Below are 17,861 nucleotides of genomic sequence, written 5' to 3'. Positions count from 1 at the left end.
GTTTAATGTTAAAAATCGGCATAAAGAAACACCAAGTTACTAGTCATTTTGCTTTATCCAATATTCAAATAAAGGTAAAATCAGGCGAAATCTACGCATTAATTGGAAAAAGTGGTTCGGGAAAAAGTACGATTGCGAACCTATTAGTAGGTTTAAAATACGATCCAGACTATTCCATTAGCATTAATTCAAAGGAATTAAATGATGGAATCGATCGACTGATTCCACAATTCAAACAGGCGGGCTATGTCCCACAAACTCTTCATTTAAAGCCTCATCACTCCGTATATAATTATGCCCAGGTATTATTCCAATACCTACCTAATGCACAACAGGATGCTGTGATTACGAAATACCTCAAACAATTCTATTTGATAAAACAAAAAGACACGAAAGTAGCCTCTTTATCAGGAGGAGAGAGGCAGAAACTAGCGCTATTGGAGGCCATCAGCCAACCTATTTCTTATTTGGTTTTGGATGAGCCATTTAGCCAATTAGATACGGAACAAAAATTAGAATTCTCTCAAATAATTGCTTCAGTTGTTAATGAGCGGGCTATTCCTTGTATTTTGATTAGTCATGATTTGACCGATATACTACAATTAAGCCATTCTGTCGGAATTATGGAGAATGGGAAATTAGTATTTCAAGGCTCTTGGACAAAGTTTAAGGAATCATCAAATTCTGTGGTCTTGAGACTAAAAAAAGCGATACTTGACTGGGATAATCAAATGAAAGGCCTAATTAATAACCTGAGATAGTTTTTAATTGCCTTGCATTTTCGTTCGTCTGGGACACCACATGATCTAATGACACCTCGTGTAAATCAGCCAATTTTTGAGCAATGATAGGTATATTCTTAGGTGAATTAGGCTTTCCTCTAAAGGGTACAGGGCTTAAATAGGGTGCGTCTGTTTCTAATACAATTCGAGACAAAGGAATATCCTTAATATCCTCAAATAGCGTCGTGTTTTTATAAGTGATTACACCTCCAATGCCTAAATAATAGCCTAAATCAGTCAAAACCTTTGCTTCTCTAGCGTCACCTGCAAAACAATGAATAATACCTCCTAAATGAGAGAATTCAGGTAACTTAAGGGTTTTAATTAAATCTGCATACGCTTTTCTACAGTGGATGTCCACCCACAAACCAAGATCTAATGCCCAATGGCACTGTTGCTTAAAAGCATCCATTTGTTGTTCTGCAAAGGAGGTATCCCAATAATAATCTAAACCTATTTCGCCTATGGCTAGCACCTTTTTATTGTCTAACTCCTTTTTTAGAACAGCTAACTCTTCTAAGTAATTTTCTTTCACATAGGTAGGATGCAAACCGATCATAGGAAGAACAAAATCAGGGTGATTTTCACTTAACTTTTTTAAATCAACCCAAGATTCCGAATCACAATTAGGCAACCAAACTTCAGTTACGCCGGCGTCCTGAATCTCCTTTAAGTAAAAGAGCATATCTTCTTGAAAATGAACATCATACAAGTGTGCGTGCGTATCAATCATAGGGCGGATAAAACAAAACTTTGTTGTTTACAATAAGCTAGTATTGCAGGTAAAATAACTTGTAAATGAGGAAAGGCTTTGACACTGTCGTGCATCACAACGATAGCCCCAGGTTTTAGTAATGGAAGTACTGATTCTAGGATAACGTCCGGTGTTAATGCCGCATTGTAATCCCCCGTTAATACACTCCATAGAATGACGTTATCCAATTCTTTATACATATTGCGCGTAATCCGTCCGTAAGGAGGACGAAAGCCAATAGATTTAATATGTTGATGCACAAATACATTTTCACATTTTTGGATGTCTTCTACATAAGCCGCATAATCCATTTTCCAGGCATTACTATGGTTCATGGTATGATTTCCGATGCTATGACCACCAGCCTGAATGCGTTGAATAATACTCGAGTTTTCTACCACATTTTTGCCTATGCAAAAAAATGTGGCCTTTGCTTCATATTCCGCTAAGCATTCTAGGACAAAATCCGTAATTTCAGGAGTTGGTCCATCATCAAAGGTTAAATAAATCTGACGATCAGCTGCTTTTGACCACGTAAATCGGGGTAAAAGGGCAGGAATGAACGACGGAATTTGATGAATAAACATACAGAGCTTTAATGACGCAAATTAGCACATCCTCTTCAGAAAAAATAATCTTAGGTATTGACCCAGGTACCCGTTTCCTCGGTTATGGATTATTGCGTATCACGAATGACAAGGTTACTGTGTTGCAGTATGGAGTGTTAAACTTAACTAAATACACGACGCAGGGGGCTAAATTCTTAAAGATTCACGAACGCGTTTTAGGGATTTTAGAAGAGTTTTTACCCGATGAAATAGCGATTGAATCTCCCTTCTTTGGGAAAAACATTCAGTCGATGTTGAAATTAGGGCGCGTGCAGGGAATGGTGATGTCTTTGGCCTTCTCGAAATCAATTCCTATAGCGGAATACGAACCTAAAAAAATCAAGCAATCTGTAACGGGGAATGGGAATGCGTCGAAAGAACAAGTCGCTAAAATGGTGGAGATTATTGGCAACATTAAATTAGATGCCAAAATGCACGATGCTACGGATGCCCTCGGAATCGCCATTTGCCATCATTTCCACAATAAAAACATCAGTTCCACGCTCAAAGGAACGAAGAAAGGCTGGGGTGCATTCGTCACAGAAAATCCAGAACGAATTAAATAAGTTCCGCTAACTGCTTATCTACTTCTTGCAAGGTCAAAACAGGGGCAAAGCAATAATCTCCCACACACAACAAATAGGCCTCTATTTCATCCGAGGGAATAAAAACTAGTTGATCTTTATCGATACACCAATTAAAACCGGCTAACCCGTCAACATTCCCTGCATATTTCAACATCGCCTTGGGATGTTCTATCCACTCGGAATAAATACGTAGCCAATTTGCAAAATAGGCTGGATGAGCCATGGCTCTTTCGATAATTTGAGATAACATGGCACGACCTTTAAGAGTATAATCGGCTTTATTTTTCAATATACCCATCCATAAGAATGCTTCACATAACATTGAATTAGATGAAGGCATCACTGAATCCATTACTTCCACCTTCTCCGCAATTAAATAGTCTGCCTTTTTAGAACGGTACTGATATAACGCTAATTCCGGATGAGCAAAATCATCGCATATCATTTGCATAAGTTTGTCAGCTTTCTCTTTATAGACTATATCTGAAGTCAACAAATAAACTTGAATATAGGCCAAAACCAAAGCCGCCCCATCATCTAAAAAAGCACCAATCGGTTCACGCGAATACTGAGCCTGATGTAACCAGAGATTCTCTTTGTTAAGATGCATTTCAATAGCCTGTAGTAAATCCAAGGCGCCTTGTAAATCCTCTTTTCGACCAAAAACTTGATAGACTTCTATAAACGCCGCAACCAATTGAGCATTCCAAACCAAGACTTCCTTTGTATCTGTCCCAGGTCTTATTCGTGTAAGCCGTGTAGCGCGTAAAACCTCCATCTCTTTCTCAAAATGAGCATTTAAAACAGGAGATGATTTGAATAAAATATTGCGTCCATCTTCCCAATTCCCATTCTTTGATATGGAATAAGTCTTTAAGAATTCTTCATTATTCAAGGCAGCCAATTCCGCATGAGACCAGGTGTAGAATAATCCCTCTTCACCCTCTGAATCAGCATCTAAGGAGGAATAATACAATCCCCGAGGAGAAAGTAACTCTCTCTTTAAAAAGGAAATCGTATCAAAAATAACCTCTTGGTACAGCGGATTACGCTCTCGCTTATAGGCTTTTGTGTAGGCAGACAATAATTGCGCATTATCATAGAGCATCTTTTCAAAATGCGGACAAAACCACTCTGAATCTACCGAATACCTCGAAAATCCACCACCTACAGCATCGTAGATTCCCCCTTGGGCCATTTTCTCCATCCACGTTTTTTGAAGAATAGGTAAAGCTAATTCAACAGATAGAGAACTGGGAACCGAATACAAAAACTGAATCAAAGAGGGTAGAGGGAATTTAGGCGCTTTATTAATACCTCCAAAAACAGGATCTAAAGCCGATTTAATTTTAGTCAAAGCAGCAGGAATAATTGCAGCCGTTTCAGCTAAATCCGAATGAGCAAAGAACGATGCCTTTTCAGAAAGACTTTCGGCGAAACCATCCGCTGATTTGGCTAAATCTTCCCGATTGTTCACGAAAGCATTGTGAATCGAGTGAAGCAGCTGAATCCAATTAGCTTTTTTGAAATAAGTCCCGCCGTAAAATGGTTTTTGGTCTGGTAATAAAAAAACATTCAGTGGCCAGCCTCCATTCAATCCCATCTGATGAAGAGCCTCCATATATACCATGTCCACATCCGGTCGTTCTTCCCTGTCTACTTTAATATTCACAAAGTATTCATTCATGATAGCCGCTACTTCCTCATTCTCAAATGATTCGTGTTCCATCACATGGCACCAATGGCAGGCAGCATAACCAATACTGACTAAAATGGGTTTGTCTTCCCTTTTTGCTCGATCTAATGCCTCAGAACCCCAAGGCTCCCAATGAACCGGGTTGTTTTTATGTTGCAATAAATAGGGGGAAACCTCTGCGCCGAGCTTATTCATCTGAAATAGTCAAAATTGATTCGTAAATTTGCACAAAATACTCGTATGATTGACCAAAGAGACTTCGTTCTTAGCCCAGATATTGCCCATTCTCCTGAAAAACTAGCTCAATTTTTAACAGCTGAAATGGGAGAGCCGTATTTAGCGGCTTGTACCTATCGAATCGAAAAAAGGTCAATCGACGCTAGAAGCAGGCAAATCAAAGTCAATCTTCGGATCGGTTTTTATGAGAAAGGGCACGATTTCAGTCTTTCTGCTCAATTACCCACTTTACCTAAAGATGCTAAAAAAGTCATCATCATCGGTTCTGGTCCAGCTGGCTTATTTGCGGCGATAGATTTTATTAAAAAAGGAATCAAACCCATTGTTTTAGAGCGAGGTAAAGATGTACGGGAAAGAAGACGTGATTTAGCCGCCATTAATCGCTTTAATTTAGTAGATCCCGATTCAAATTATTGTTTTGGAGAGGGTGGAGCCGGTACCTATTCTGATGGTAAATTATATACTAGAAGTACGAAACGAGGAGACATCAAGGGTGTTTTAGAAACATTTGTGGCGCATGGCGCCCATAGTGACATTTTATTTGAGGCCCATCCACACATAGGAACAAATAAATTGCCAGGTATTATTGCATCCATGCGAGATGCATTAATCGCAGCGGGAGGAGAAGTTCACTTTCATCACCGAGTGGTTGACTTTTTAATCGAAAATAAATCCATTAAAGGGGTGGTATGCTCGAATGGAGCGGAATTTCAAGCTGACCGATTATTATTAGCCACAGGACACTCTGCCCGAGATATATTCCAATTATTGCAAAACAGAGGCGTAGCTATCGAAGCTAAACCTTTCGCTATCGGCGTAAGAATTGAACATCAGCAAACTTTCATAGATCAAGCCCAATACAAGGTAAAACAACGGCCCGAATACTTACCACCAGCTAGTTTTAGCTTGGTAACGCAAAGTACTTTCCAAGGTGTTCAACGTGGCGTTTTCTCTTTCTGCATGTGCCCTGGAGGATTTATTGTACCATCAGCTACCTCACCTAATCAAGTCGTAGTCAATGGCATGTCCCCATCTAGACGTGATTCTAAATATGCGAATTCTGGCATTGTAGTTAGTATTGTAGAGGAAGATTTAGCAAGATACAAGGAATTTGGGGCTTTGGCAGGGATGGCATTGCAAGAAGAATTAGAGCAGAAGGCTGGAAGTTTAGTAGGAGGGTCCCAAAAAGCGATCTCCCAATATACCCTGGATTTTATCCAAGGAAAAGCGAGCAAGAGTTCTCATCCGACGAGTTACGTACCAGGTTTAGAGCCAGGCGAAATGCGGGAATTCCTACCTGATTATATCTCTGAATCATTGGCCCAAGGGTTCCAAGATTTCAATAAGAAAATACCAGGATTCTCTTCCAATTTAGGCCAGATCATCGGTTTAGAGAGTAGAACATCCTCTCCGGTGAAAATTCCCCGCGATAAAGAAACATTGGAACATCCGGAAATTAAAGGACTGTATCCTTGCGGTGAGGGTGGAGGATATGCAGGCGGTATTATGTCAGCGGCTTTGGACGGAATACGATGTGCTGAAGCGATCGCACAGACGTTATTGTAAAATGAGAGAGTTTGAACCTTTCCAACAGCTATACAAACAAATTCTCCAAAAAAAGGAGATTAAAGCTCAGGCTAAACAAGCCGCAGTAGCGGTTTTATTTATTGAATTACCTGATCAAGAACCTCACCTTGTTTTAATCGAACGTAATCAATACGATGGACACCACAGCGGCCAAATGGCTTTACCTGGTGGAAAAATGGATTTGACGGATGAAGATCTACGTGAAACGGCGGCGAGAGAAGTACTCGAGGAAATAGGGGTGGAGATCGAATCATCCTCTTTAACATATATTACAGAGCATTGGATTCACGTCTCTAATTATTGGATGACGGCATTTTCGATTCGGATAAATAAAAAGCTCTCTTACGATTTAAATAAAAGAGAAATTAATCGTATTTTTGAAATACCTGTGTCTTTCTTTCAAGATCCGGCTAATCTACAACCGTATGAAGTTAGCTACGATGGAAATACAATCCTGAGTCCGTCCTTTGTGTATGATGGGAATTTGATTTGGGGAGCCACAGCATTAATCATGTACCAACTCTTCCATGGTGAAGAATAATTTCGATAATTATTATGAGTGAAACAGCGGACGGCGCACTACAGAATCAGATTGCGGTAGCAGGGATGTATGAGAATTGGTTCTTAGAATATGCTTCTTACGTTATTTTAGAGCGTGCGGTACCTGCCGTTGAAGACGGTTTAAAACCTGTACAGCGGCGTATTTTGCATGCCTTGAAAGAAATGGACGATGGCCGTTTCAATAAGGTAGCAAATGTCATTGGTCAAACGATGCAATACCACCCACACGGGGATGCTTCTATCAATGATGCGATTGTTAATTTAGGCCAAAAAGAACTCTTATTTGATTGCCAAGGCAACTGGGGAGATAACCGGACGGGCGACAGCGCTGCAGCAGCTCGTTATATTGAGGTTCGTTTATCCAAATTCGCGAGCGATGTTGTTTTTAACAACCAAACCACCGAATGGCAAATGTCCTACGATGGTCGCAAGCGCGAACCCGTAACGCTTCCTATTAAATTCCCCCTTTTACTTGCTCAAGGGGTAGAGGGTATCGCCGTAGGTCTTGCTACTAAGATTATGCCACATAATTTCTGTGAGATTATTCAGGCATCCATCGACATTTTAAATAACAAGAAAGTAGAGTTATATCCAGACTTTCTATTAGGTGGAATGATGGATGCCTCTAATTATAACGATGGACTTCGCGGTGGAAAGATCCGCATTCGCGCTAAAATCGATGAATTAGACAAAAAGACTCTTGTCATTACGGAGATTCCATTTACTACGACAACTACTTCTTTAATCGACTCTATCATCAAAGCAAATGATACGGGTAAAATCAAGATCAAGAAAGTAATTGATAATACGGCCAAAGACGTAGAGATTCAAATCCAATTAGCTCCAGGTATTTCTCCAGACGTTACAATTGACGCCTTGTATGCCTTTACCGATTGCGAAGTTTCCATCTCACCGAATGCCTGTGTGATTATCGAAGATAAGCCGCATTTTATGGGTGTGGGCGAAATACTCCGCGTTTCTACCAACCAAACAGTCGATTTACTTCGGCAAGAGTTAGAGATTCGGAAAGGGGAATTGATGGAGAAAGTGCTCTTCAGCTCTTTGGAAAAAATCTTTATCGAAAACCGCATTTATCGTGACATTGAAGAATGCGAAACCTTTGAATTGGTTATCCAAACCGTTGATAAAGGTTTAGAACCCTATAAAAAGGACTTCTACAGAGAAATTACTGAGGAGGATATTCTTCGATTATTAGAAATCAGAATCAAACGTATTTCGAAATTCGACAGCTTCAAGGCAGACGAATTAATGAAACGTTTATTAGACGAATTAGCTGAAGTAGAAGATCATTTAGCGAATTTGATTCGTTTTGCGATTGATTACTTCAAGAATTTATTAGTTAAATACGGGAAAGGAAGGGAGCGTCGTACAGAGATCAAAAACTTCAATACCATTTCTGCCACTGTCGTAGCAGCTGCTAACCAGAAGCTATATGTTAACCGCGAAGATGGTTTCATCGGATACGGCTTAAAGAAAGACGAATATGTGATGGATTGCTCGGATATTGATGACATTATCGTATTCCGTTCAAACGGCACCTGTGTGGTCACTAAAGTACAAGAGAAAGTATTCGTAGGTCGCGATATTATTTATTGCTCTGTATTCAAGAAAAACGACGATAGAAAAGTATATAATTTGGTGTACTTAGACGGAAAGTCAGGCACTTCGTATGTCAAGCGTTTTAAAGTAACATCAGTCACGCGGGATCGTGAATACAAAGTGAGTAGCGATAATGCCAAATCAAAACTAACCTATTTCTCTGCTAACGAAAATGGGGAGGCTGAGGTAATACAAATCAGCCTGACAGCAAATTGCACAGCTAAAATCAAGCAATTCGATTATGATTTTGCTAAATTAGCTATTAAAGGACGTGAGTCATTAGGTAATATGCTAACTAAATACCCGGTTCGCAAAATTACTATGAAGTCTGCCGGTGTTTCCACCTTAGGTGGAGTAGATATTTGGTACGATCCTACGATCGGTCGTTTGAACCGCGATGGACATGGCGACCATATCGGTAATTTTGAGCCGAATGACAGCATTTTGGCTATTTATGCTTCAGGTAATTATGAGTTAACGAATTTCGAATTAACGAATCGTTACCCGGCTGAAGAAATCATGTACTTGAAGAAATTCGAACCTCAAGCCATTATTACTGCGGCTTATTTCGATGGATCTAACAAGACACATTTAATCAAGCGATTCCATTTAGAGACTACTTCATTAGATAAGAAATTCCTTTTCATATCAGATCACAAGGCTAGTAAACTAATTGCTGTTACGGATAATTACTCGCCAAACGTCCAGATCAAACATAAGCCAGATGGCAAGACGAATGAGTTAGAAATCATTCCGATAGACGAATTGGCAGAGGTGAGAGGTTGGAAAGCGCTAGGAAGTAAATTAAACTATCCGAAATTAGTTGAGGTTGTATTCTTAGAAACGGAGGATGAAGCTCCTGCAGCTGAAACGACACCTGATACTTCTGAACCTGAAATAATTGAGATGGATGTTGTTATTAGAGAGACTTCAGAAGATACGATAGAAGTCGAGGAAACGGTATCTAGTGTAGATGAACCCGAATTTGTAGTCAATTTTCCAGAAGAGAAACCGGAGGAAGAGAAACCTGCTATAGAGGAGAAGAAAGAAGATGATATTCCTTTTGAAATCAAAAACCCGCCTAAAGGGGAACAATTAGGCTTATTTTAATGGAACAGCAGCTGAACGACAAAAAAACCTTGAACGCCTGGGCCTTTTATGATTGGGCAAACTCGGTACATTCTTTGACGATTACTTCAGCGATATTTCCCATCTATTTTCCCTCAGCAGCCATCACACTAGGGAGTACAACACCGGGTATTATTTCTATACTCGGTTTTGAACTGAGTAATACGGTTGTATTCTCCTATAGTATTTCGGTAGCATTTTTTGCTCTGGCTATTTTGATGCCATTCTTATCTGGTATTGCAGATTACACTGGATCAAAGAAAAGCTTTATGCGCTTCTTTTGCTATTTAGGCTCTTTCAGTTGCATCGCCTTATTCTTTTTTAGCAAAGGACATTATTATATTGGTACGCTCGGATTCCTCTTTTCTATCATTGGTTGGGGTGGGAGTATGGTTTTTTACAATAGTTTCTTACCAGAAATTGCGACGCCAGATCGTTTTGATCGTTTAAGTGCGAAAGGTTTTACCCTAGGATACATTGGCTCCGTTTTATTATTAGTCCAAAACCTTACCATGCTCTTAAAACCAGAATGGTACGGCGGAATAGGTGGAGAAATGGCCGCGCGCGTTTCTTTTTTAACGGTAGGTTTATGGTGGTTGTTATTTGCCCAAATACCTTTGCATTATTTACCCGATTCAAAAGCGAAAGAAAAAGACCAAAATCAATGGTGGCTTGGCGGCTTTAAAGAATTAAGTAAGGTATTTAAGGAAGTAACGGCAAACATAGAGATCAAGAATTTCCTATTTAGCTTTTTCCTCTTTAATATGGGAGCCCAAACAGTCATGTATTTAGGTGCCTTATTTGGGAGTCAGGAATTACATTTACCAGAGGATGCCTTGATTATAACTATTTTATTAATTCAATTAGTGGCTATTCCAGGTGCCTATTTCTGTGCCCGTTTATCAGGGTGGATTGGCAATATCAAAGCATTAGGTTTAATTGTATTGGTTTGGATATTCGTTTGTGCTTATGCCTATACAGTTACTTCGCAATTCAATTTCTATTTATTAGCCACAGCCATTGGCTTTGTGATGGGCGGAATTCAATCAAATAGCCGTGCTACCTACGCTAAATTATGCCCCAAAGGAGAAAAAGATACCGCATCTTACTTCAGCTTCTATGACGTGTGCGACCGGATGTCTACGGTAATAGGCACTTTTATGTTTGGCCTGGTTATTCAACTAACAGGAAATATGCGCATCAGTATTTTAGTATTGGTATTAGTCTTTGGAGCCAGCTTACTCTTTTTACTTCCTTTACTAAAAAGCCCTAAAGCGAAAGCTATATGGGGATAATATTACGCTCCTGAGCCTGTTTCCAAGAATCCGGTATATGTGCTAAAATTTCTAGTTCTAAGGCTTTGACAATAGCTTTTCTTGAATAGGAGGGTGCGTGAACTAGGGCAACTTCCCTCACTGGCTTAGGTTCAGGTAAAGTGTATACCTTTTCTTTTAATTTAGGATCTAGATAATCTACAAACATTTGTGGTATGATTGTTTGGCCAAATCCCTGATCTGCTAAGCGGACAATCGTTTCCATACTCCCAGTCTGATACGTCATTTTAGTTCCCACTAAGGGTCCTGAGGGCAAATTACAAATTGAATTAACTTGGCTACTTAAACAATGTCCCTCTTCTAACAACCAAAGCTTCGTTGGATCTAGCGTTGATTTCAATTTAGAACCATCCTCTTCCCATACATTTGAGTACAAATACAATTCTTCATAATAAAGAGGTATCTCAACTAATGAATCATTTAATGGGGTAACTAAAATTCCTATGTCAATTTTACCCTCTTGAATACCTTTCTTAATATTCGCGGTTGTTGTCTCTGCGATCCTAATGGTTAAATCAGGATATTTCAATTGAAAATCAGCCAAAAATTTAGGCATCAAATAGGGGGCTATAGTCGGAATCACCCCAATGGAGACAGATCCATTTACCTGATTTGACCAACCTTTGGAAAGAGAAAGAATCGAATTACTTTCATTCAAAATCGCCCGTGCCTTAGCGATAACCTCTCTTGCTTCGAGGGTGGGAACAAGAGGCTTCGCCTTACGGTTGAAGAGGGTCAGATTTAATTCATCCTCTAACTTTTGCACCTGCATGCTCAGGCTAGGCTGAGAAACACAACAATAATCCGCGGCTTTGGAAAAGCTTTGCAAATCGGCCAAGGCAACAATGTACTCTAATTGTGTAATCGTCATGGTATAATTAAAAACTATACAAATATAGAAAATATAGATTTGACTAATAGTACTTTAATCAAGATCTTTGCATCACAATTTAACAAGAACAATAAAACAACAAATACAAATGGCAAATCACATGTTAGGATTAGGAAGTCAATTCCCAACTTTTTCAAAAACTGCAGTCGTTTCTTTAGAGCAAGGAAAAGAATTCGCAACAATCACTTCAGAAGATCACAAGAAAGACGGTAAATGGTTAGTAATGTTCTGGTGGCCAAAAGATTTTACTTTTGTTTGCCCTACGGAAATCGCTGAATTCAACCGCCGTGCTGGAGATTTCGCAGATCGCGATGCTTCTTTAATCGGAGCTTCTACTGATTCTGAATTCGTTCATGCTGCTTGGAGAAGAGATCACGACGATTTACGTGGCTTGAAATTCCCTATGTTAGCTGATACTTCTAAGAGCTTAGCTGAGGAGTTAGGAATCTTAACTGAAGGCGAAAAAGTAGCATACCGTGTTACATACATCGCAGACCAAGAAGGAATCGTACGTTGGGTATCTGCAAATGATCTTTCAGTAGGTCGTAACGTAGACGAGGTTTTACGTGTATTAGATGCGTTACAAACAGATGAGCTTTGCCCATGTAATTGGAAAGCTGGAGACGCTACATTATAATCATTCCCTTAGCCCCAGGATTCCTTGGGGCTATTAAAATCAACAATCATGAGTGAGACTAAAGATAACTTATTGGCAGAGATTAATATCCCTGCTACAGAATCGTTCGGCCTTTTAGACAACTTAGATGCAGCAGATCATCGCTACGTTAAAGATCTAAAGATTAATGTTTCGAATGCATTGCGCGCTCAAACGTTGACAGAAAAAGAAGCGTTACTTTTAGCTTTGGCTGTTTCAGTAAACCAGAAACATACGAGAACCATTGATTCATTAACGGAATTAGCGTTAAGTAAAGGGGCTTCAGAAGCAGAAATTACCGAGATACATGCGTTAGTTTCATTACTAAATGCAAATAATATTTTCTATCGCTTTAAACACATGGTTGATAAAGAATATTACAACACGGCACCCGCTGGTATTCGCATGTCCATTATGATGAATCCGGTGTTAGGTAAAGAATTTTTCGAATTAGCGAGTTTAACAGTTTCAGCCATCAATGGTTGCCAAATGTGTGTGGTCTCTCACGAACAATCCGTAAAGAACCATGGAGCTACAGAAGCACGTATTCTAGATGCGGTTCGATTAACGGCGATTATCAAGAGTTTGATCGTACTGTTATAAAAGATTAAGTTTTAGGTTGAGTAAAAATAGGGGGGGGAGCAATCCCCTCTTTTTTTTATTCGATAGCTATCAGGGTAAATTCTACTCGGCGATTTGATTTACGCGTATCTTCTAAGAGGTTATTTGCCAAAGGCTTCGAGCCTCCCCAACCTTTTGTTTGAATCCTATTCGCTTCCACACCCTTTGAAATAAGGTAGTTTTTAACGTTTTCAACGCGCTCTATTGACAATTTAAGGTTATCATTCCAATCCCCTTGATTATCCGTGTGGCCCTCTAATAAAAGCTTATATTGCGCGTTTTCCGCCAGCAGAGCCACCACTTTATCAGCCTCTGCTTCGAAACCAGGCTTTAAATCAGCTTTACCTTGGTCAAAACTAACATTAGCAAAAATATAAGCTTTGTTTTTCTCCACTGTCTGCAAAAAGAAATTACGATTAATAGCTAAAAAATTAGTAGAAGTACTATAATCAAAGTTCTCTAATTTAGAAAAATACCCAGCTTTTTTTACTTGAATAGTGAATGCTTTTTTAGCCGGCCACATAAAACTATAGTCGCCAGAATACGGGTCATAGTCGATAGAAAGGGTGTCTGATGGATTCCCTTTTGCTTTGATAACGATACGGGCAGACATTGCCTCTTTTGTCTTTTGATTAATGACTTGTCCAGTCATTTGAACCAGCGTTAAAGGCTTAGCTTTCTCTGGTATTTTTATCCTAAAAATATCTTCAGCGCCCATGGAATTCTCTGTGGAACTAAAATAGGCAAAATCCCCTTTTGCGGAGACGGAGAAATACCCATCCCACTGCGGTGTATTCACAATTGGACCTAGATTTTCTGGTGCTGACCAGTTTTGCCAAGTATCATCTAAACGTCGAGATAAAAAGATATCATTATTACCATAGCCCACATGACCGCTGGAAGAGAAATACATCGTAACTCCATCAGGTGCAATAAAAGGCGTAGATTCAGATTCTCCAGTATTCACTACTGGGCCCACATTCTTCGGCTCAGACCAGGTATCATCCGCATTTAAAAACGACACATAAATATCCTTTCCGCCATAGGTGTCCTTAGATTCTGTGGTCATCAAAAGGACCTTACCATCAGGCGCTAAGGTATATTCTGAATATTCCGATTTATTCTTAAAGTTGACAATCTTCAAAGCTTTAGGAAAACTCCATTCCCCTGTACGTAACAAGAATGAAAATGATACCCCTTTCTCCATCGTACCATCTTTACCGTATACATTATTCAACAATAAGGTTTTACCATTTGGGCTAATGCCGCATACGGCATTGTTCTCCTCATTGTTAAGCGGCGCGGGATATAAAGTAGGTTTTGACCAAGTACGATCAGGTTGCCAATTAGAAACCCAAATATCTTGATTCTTATTTGCCCCTAGATTATCCGGATGCTTCCACCGCGTAAAATAGAGCTTTTGACCATCCGGACTAACCACCGGACAGATTTCATTAAACTTAGAATTAATAACATTGCCTAAATTTTCACGGGCCAAAAATGCATTCGCATCAGTGGTGAGCTTTAAGGAAGATTCAATCGGGTCATCGCTATCAGAAATACCAATGGCATCCACCTGAGAATAGCCTTTCACGCGCAAAGAATTAAAGGATATCTTGAGACCTTTTAATTTAAATGAGGTTTTGGTTGGAAGACGTATCGTAGTCACTTGAGAACTGGATAAATTATATCCCGGAAAAAAAGTTCGAATAGGGTAGATTTTATTGTTTTGATCCAAACCCTCTACAGATGAAATACTGCCTGCGCCAAAATTTTCAAAAATGGCAATTTGTTTCACCGCCATAGTGGTATCAAAACCCACTAATAAGTATTCTCCATCTGGATTATCAGCCGTCATACTTTGCCAAGCACTAGGGGTGGCTGACATTTTGGGGTATTTGCTAGGACGACCTAACGCGTGCAATGCGCGGTATTCTCTTCCTAGGAGAGGATCCTTATATTCACTAGAGACGGAAATGACTTGGGATGCCCATTTTACTTTTTGGGCGAAAGTAAGGGTGGAAACAAAAATCAACAAGATGCAGATTCTGACACCCATCGAATTAATTCGCTACAGACAAAAGTTCAGCAATGGTAGTTTTTGGATCTTTAGACGCAAAAACGAAGCTTCCCGCCACTAAGACATCTGCACCAGCATGATATAAATCCGCTGCATTCGCCATCGTAACGCCACCATCAATTTCAATCTTTAAAGAAGAGTTTCCAGCCTTTGCTGCCATTTCAGCTAAGCGCTTCGTTTTATTGATCGCATTCGGAATGAACTTTTGACCTCCAAATCCTGGATTGACTGACATAATCAAGGCTAAATCTAAATCCGCAATAATGTCTTCATAAACTTCTACCGGGGTACCCGGATTAATGGCCACACCCGCTAAGCAACCGGCATCCTTGATTTGCTGGATCGTACGATGAACATGAGGACATGCTTCGTAGTGTACGGTGATGACTTTGGCGCCTGCTTTGGCAAAAGTTGAAATATATTGCTCTGGCTTTTCGATCATTAAATGAACGTCAAGCACTTTAGTTGCGACTTTATTTATAGCCTCCAATACCGGAAAACCAAAAGATATATTAGGAACAAACACTCCATCCATCACATCAATGTGAATCCAATCCGCTTTGGATTCATTCAACATGTGCACTTCTGAACCTATGTTTAAAAAATCACAGGCTAAAACCGAGGGGGCAATGATCAAATTTCTCATAAGGCAAAGGTATAAAATATTCCTAAACCTTGTTTCCCGCTTGATTCCAAATGAATTAAGTTTTAATTTCGATTATGGATATAAATCAGCGGATGAATGAACTCATTGAGAAGATCAATCTCTATAATGAGGCCTATTATCAACAGAATGAAAGCATCATTTCGGATCAAGCATTCGATCTATTACTCGCTGAATTAATCAAATTAGAACAAGAAAATCCACTTTTTGCCCGTTCTGATAGCCCCACTCAGAAAGTAGGCGGAACTATCACCAAAGAATTCAAATCCGTAACCCACCAATTCCCGATGTTATCCTTAGGGAATACTTACAATGAAACCGATTTACGAGATTTTGATGAGCGGGTCAAAAAAGGGTTAGAAGGAGAGGACTTCGAATATGTCTGTGAGTTAAAATTTGATGGCGTAGCCTTATCGTTTTGGTACTCGAACGGTGTTTTACAAAAAGGGGTAACACGTGGAGATGGGACTAGAGGAGATGACATTACAGCAAACGTAAAGACTATTAAAAGCTTGCCCACACGCGTCAATTCAATTATTCTACCATCGACTTACGAAATCAGAGGTGAAGGCTATATGCCCATTACGTCTTTCGACCGAATCAATGCGGAGAAGATTGCCAAAGGGGATCAACCCTTAGCTAATCCAAGAAACGCTGCTTCTGGCACTTTTAAAATGCAGGATTCAGCGGAGGTTGCTAGAAGAGAAATGGAATGCTTTATCTATTCCTATTTAGGTAATGAAAATCCATTTAATAGCCATTCCGAGGCCTTAGAACACTTGAAATCGGTAGGTTTTAGTATTTCCCCTACTTACCGTGTTTGCGCATCCATAGATGAGGTGTTAACCTATATCGAAGAATGGGCAGAGAAAAGAAATGATTTACCCTTAAATACGGATGGAATTGTTATCAAAGTCAATGATTTTGGACAGCAAGAGCGTTTAGGATTTACGGCCAAATCTCCTCGCTGGGCCATCGCCTTCAAATACCCCTCAGAAATTGCTCGTACACGTATCAATTCTCTTTCATACCAAGTAGGCAGAACAGGTAATGTGACTCCCGTAGCCAATTTAGAACCTGTTTATCTAGCTGGAACCGTCATTAAACGCGCCTCCATTCACAATGCGAATGAAATGGAACGCCTCGATTTGCGTGAGGGAGATACCGTATTCATCGAAAAAGGAGGCGAGATCATTCCTAAAATCACGGGAGTTGACACTTCTGCTAGAAAAGAAGGAAATGCCTTTGAATTTCCACATCTATGCCCGTCTTGTTCAACAGAACTTGTTCGTTTAGAGGGCGAAGCAAATCATTATTGTCCGAACGACACCGGCTGCCCTCCTCAAATCAAAGGGAAAATCGAGCATTTTATTGCGCGTAAAGCCTTGAACATTGAAAACCTAGGAACAGAAACAGTCGACTTATTATTCGAAAAAGGGATCGTTCAAAACATAGCGGATTTATATGATTTAAATGCGGAAAAATTCTTTGGTTTGGAGGGATTTCAGTCTAAATCGATACAAAACATACTTTCCAGTGTAGAAAAATCAAAGCAAATTCCGTTCCGCCAAGTGTTATTTGGATTGGGTATTAGACACGTGGGAGCCACTATTGCGGAGAAACTAGTCTTACATTTTCATTCGTTGGAGAATTTAATGCAGGCTAGCCTAGAAGATTTAATCGCTGTTCCAGAGATAGGGGAGCGGATTGCACTCAGTGTGTTAGAATACTTTGCAGCTTCCGAAAATAGGACAATCATCGAGCGCCTTATTTTAGCCGGGGTACAGTTTTCAGAAGAAATAAGCGAAATAGTTTTAGAAACAACGGCTTTGGACGGCAAAACTTTCGTAATTTCGGGAGTATTTAGCCATTTCGATCGAGATGGATTAAAGGCAAAAATCATCGCAAACGGCGGAAAAGTCGTTTCCAGTATTTCTGCCAAATTAGATTACCTAGTCGCCGGTGAAAATATGGGGCCTGCTAAACTAGAAAAAGCGAATTCATTATCCATACCAATTATCTCGGAGGACGAGTTTATAGCCCTCCTTTCTTAAT

Annotated in this window: 15 protein-coding genes; 9 read left to right on the top strand and 6 right to left on the bottom strand. The window is 39.8% G+C overall.

Annotated features, from left to right (window positions below; all coding sequences use genetic code 11):
• The first annotated feature begins 5 nt into the window (after nt 1-5).
• Nucleotides 6-761, top strand: a complete 756-nt coding sequence (locus SKC37_RS03650) for an ATP-binding cassette domain-containing protein (protein WP_377980157.1) — start codon at nt 6-8, stop codon at nt 759-761.
• On the opposite strand, the gene SKC37_RS03645 is transcribed toward SKC37_RS03650, so the two are convergent.
• The gene (locus SKC37_RS03645) at nt 745-1,515 is read right to left on the bottom strand and encodes a TatD family hydrolase (protein WP_377980156.1); all 771 of its coding nucleotides are present in this window, start codon (nt 1,513-1,515) and stop codon (nt 745-747) included. The genes SKC37_RS03650 and SKC37_RS03645 overlap by 17 nt on opposite strands.
• Nucleotides 1,512-2,123 (bottom strand): polysaccharide deacetylase family protein, encoded by a 612-nt coding sequence (locus SKC37_RS03640; RefSeq protein ID WP_377980155.1) that lies wholly within the window; start codon nt 2,121-2,123, stop codon nt 1,512-1,514. Before SKC37_RS03640 ends, SKC37_RS03645 begins: the two co-directional genes overlap by 4 nt.
• Before the next feature lie 11 nt (nt 2,124-2,134).
• Between SKC37_RS03640 and ruvC the strand changes: the two genes are divergently transcribed.
• Nucleotides 2,135-2,710: a crossover junction endodeoxyribonuclease RuvC gene (gene ruvC / locus SKC37_RS03635; protein ID WP_377980154.1), complete on the top strand. Its 576-nt coding sequence runs from the start codon at nt 2,135-2,137 to the stop codon at nt 2,708-2,710.
• Here ruvC and SKC37_RS03630 read toward each other — a convergent pair.
• Nucleotides 2,703-4,622 carry a thioredoxin domain-containing protein gene (locus SKC37_RS03630; protein WP_377980153.1) on the bottom strand — a complete coding sequence of 640 codons (1,920 nt, stop codon included), beginning with the start codon at nt 4,620-4,622 and terminating at the stop codon, nt 2,703-2,705. The two genes, ruvC and SKC37_RS03630, sit on opposite strands and share 8 nt — an antisense overlap.
• A 45-nt stretch (nt 4,623-4,667) precedes the next feature.
• On the opposite strand from SKC37_RS03630, the gene SKC37_RS03625 reads away from it, so the two are divergent.
• The 4 genes from SKC37_RS03625 to SKC37_RS03610 are packed head-to-tail and all read left to right on the top strand — an operon-like array spanning nt 4,668 to nt 10,855.
• Nucleotides 4,668-6,230 (top strand): NAD(P)/FAD-dependent oxidoreductase, encoded by a 1,563-nt coding sequence (locus SKC37_RS03625; protein WP_377980152.1) that lies wholly within the window; start codon nt 4,668-4,670, stop codon nt 6,228-6,230.
• Nucleotide 6,231: 1 nt separating this feature from the next.
• Nucleotides 6,232-6,792: an NUDIX hydrolase gene (locus SKC37_RS03620; RefSeq protein ID WP_377980151.1), complete on the top strand. Its 561-nt coding sequence runs from the start codon at nt 6,232-6,234 to the stop codon at nt 6,790-6,792.
• Between the two features lie 14 nt (nt 6,793-6,806).
• Nucleotides 6,807-9,542: a DNA gyrase/topoisomerase IV subunit A gene (locus SKC37_RS03615; protein ID WP_377980150.1), complete on the top strand. Its 2,736-nt coding sequence runs from the start codon at nt 6,807-6,809 to the stop codon at nt 9,540-9,542.
• Nucleotides 9,542-10,855, top strand: coding sequence for an MFS transporter (locus tag SKC37_RS03610; protein WP_377980149.1), 1,314 nt, complete (start codon nt 9,542-9,544; stop codon nt 10,853-10,855). Before SKC37_RS03615 ends, SKC37_RS03610 begins: the two co-directional genes overlap by 1 nt.
• Here the strand turns inward: SKC37_RS03610 and SKC37_RS03605 are convergent.
• Nucleotides 10,842-11,765 carry a LysR family transcriptional regulator gene (locus SKC37_RS03605; RefSeq protein ID WP_377980148.1) on the bottom strand — a complete coding sequence of 308 codons (924 nt, stop codon included), beginning with the start codon at nt 11,763-11,765 and terminating at the stop codon, nt 10,842-10,844. The two genes, SKC37_RS03610 and SKC37_RS03605, sit on opposite strands and share 14 nt — an antisense overlap.
• A 109-nt stretch (nt 11,766-11,874) precedes the next feature.
• On the opposite strand from SKC37_RS03605, the gene SKC37_RS03600 reads away from it, so the two are divergent.
• Both SKC37_RS03600 and SKC37_RS03595 read left to right on the top strand, forming a co-directional pair.
• A complete protein-coding gene (locus SKC37_RS03600; RefSeq protein WP_377980147.1) occupies nt 11,875-12,423 on the top strand; it encodes a peroxiredoxin in 549 nt (182 codons plus the stop codon).
• Between the two features lie 48 nt (nt 12,424-12,471).
• Complete coding sequence (locus tag SKC37_RS03595; RefSeq protein ID WP_377980146.1) at nt 12,472-13,044, top strand: carboxymuconolactone decarboxylase family protein; 573 nt, start codon at nt 12,472-12,474, stop codon at nt 13,042-13,044.
• A gap of 55 nt (nt 13,045-13,099) precedes the next feature.
• Here SKC37_RS03595 and SKC37_RS03590 read toward each other — a convergent pair whose 3' ends face one another.
• A complete protein-coding gene (locus SKC37_RS03590; protein ID WP_377980145.1) occupies nt 13,100-15,121 on the bottom strand; it encodes an OmpA family protein in 2,022 nt (673 codons plus the stop codon).
• A gap of 4 nt (nt 15,122-15,125) precedes the next feature.
• The gene (rpe, locus tag SKC37_RS03585) at nt 15,126-15,788 is read right to left on the bottom strand and encodes a ribulose-phosphate 3-epimerase (RefSeq protein WP_377980144.1); all 663 of its coding nucleotides are present in this window, start codon (nt 15,786-15,788) and stop codon (nt 15,126-15,128) included.
• 92 nt (nt 15,789-15,880) lie between these two features.
• On the opposite strand from rpe, the gene ligA reads away from it, so the two are divergent.
• Nucleotides 15,881-17,860: an NAD-dependent DNA ligase LigA gene (gene ligA, locus SKC37_RS03580; protein WP_377980143.1), complete on the top strand. Its 1,980-nt coding sequence runs from the start codon at nt 15,881-15,883 to the stop codon at nt 17,858-17,860.
• Nucleotide 17,861 lies beyond the last annotated feature (1 nt).

Source organism: Aquirufa esocilacus, from assembly GCF_042715595.1.
In the GTDB taxonomy this organism is placed as follows: Bacteria; Bacteroidota; Bacteroidia; order Cytophagales; family Spirosomataceae; genus Aquirufa; species Aquirufa esocilacus.
Note: the sequence above shows the minus strand (reverse complement) of the source record. Positions and strands in the feature narration are given on the sequence as shown.

Bases quoted from the DNA above. Each gene is read 5' to 3' on its own strand.
- SKC37_RS03650 (WP_377980157.1), top strand. From the start codon at position 6: ATGTTAAAAATCGGCATAAAGAAACACCAAGTTACTAGTCATTTTGCT.
- SKC37_RS03645 (WP_377980156.1), bottom strand. From the start codon at position 1,515: ATGATTGATACGCACGCACACTTGTATGATGTTCATTTTCAAGAAGAT.
- SKC37_RS03640 (WP_377980155.1), bottom strand. From the start codon at position 2,123: ATGTTTATTCATCAAATTCCGTCGTTCATTCCTGCCCTTTTACCCCGA.
- ruvC (WP_377980154.1), top strand. From the start codon at position 2,135: ATGACGCAAATTAGCACATCCTCTTCAGAAAAAATAATCTTAGGTATT.
- SKC37_RS03630 (WP_377980153.1), bottom strand. From the start codon at position 4,622: ATGAATAAGCTCGGCGCAGAGGTTTCCCCCTATTTATTGCAACATAAA.
- SKC37_RS03625 (WP_377980152.1), top strand. From the start codon at position 4,668: ATGATTGACCAAAGAGACTTCGTTCTTAGCCCAGATATTGCCCATTCT.
- SKC37_RS03620 (WP_377980151.1), top strand. From the start codon at position 6,232: ATGAGAGAGTTTGAACCTTTCCAACAGCTATACAAACAAATTCTCCAA.
- SKC37_RS03615 (WP_377980150.1), top strand. From the start codon at position 6,807: ATGAGTGAAACAGCGGACGGCGCACTACAGAATCAGATTGCGGTAGCA.
- SKC37_RS03610 (WP_377980149.1), top strand. From the start codon at position 9,542: ATGGAACAGCAGCTGAACGACAAAAAAACCTTGAACGCCTGGGCCTTT.
- SKC37_RS03605 (WP_377980148.1), bottom strand. From the start codon at position 11,765: ATGACGATTACACAATTAGAGTACATTGTTGCCTTGGCCGATTTGCAA.
- SKC37_RS03600 (WP_377980147.1), top strand. From the start codon at position 11,875: ATGGCAAATCACATGTTAGGATTAGGAAGTCAATTCCCAACTTTTTCA.
- SKC37_RS03595 (WP_377980146.1), top strand. From the start codon at position 12,472: ATGAGTGAGACTAAAGATAACTTATTGGCAGAGATTAATATCCCTGCT.
- SKC37_RS03590 (WP_377980145.1), bottom strand. From the start codon at position 15,121: ATGGGTGTCAGAATCTGCATCTTGTTGATTTTTGTTTCCACCCTTACT.
- rpe (WP_377980144.1), bottom strand. From the start codon at position 15,788: ATGAGAAATTTGATCATTGCCCCCTCGGTTTTAGCCTGTGATTTTTTA.
- ligA (WP_377980143.1), top strand. From the start codon at position 15,881: ATGAATGAACTCATTGAGAAGATCAATCTCTATAATGAGGCCTATTAT.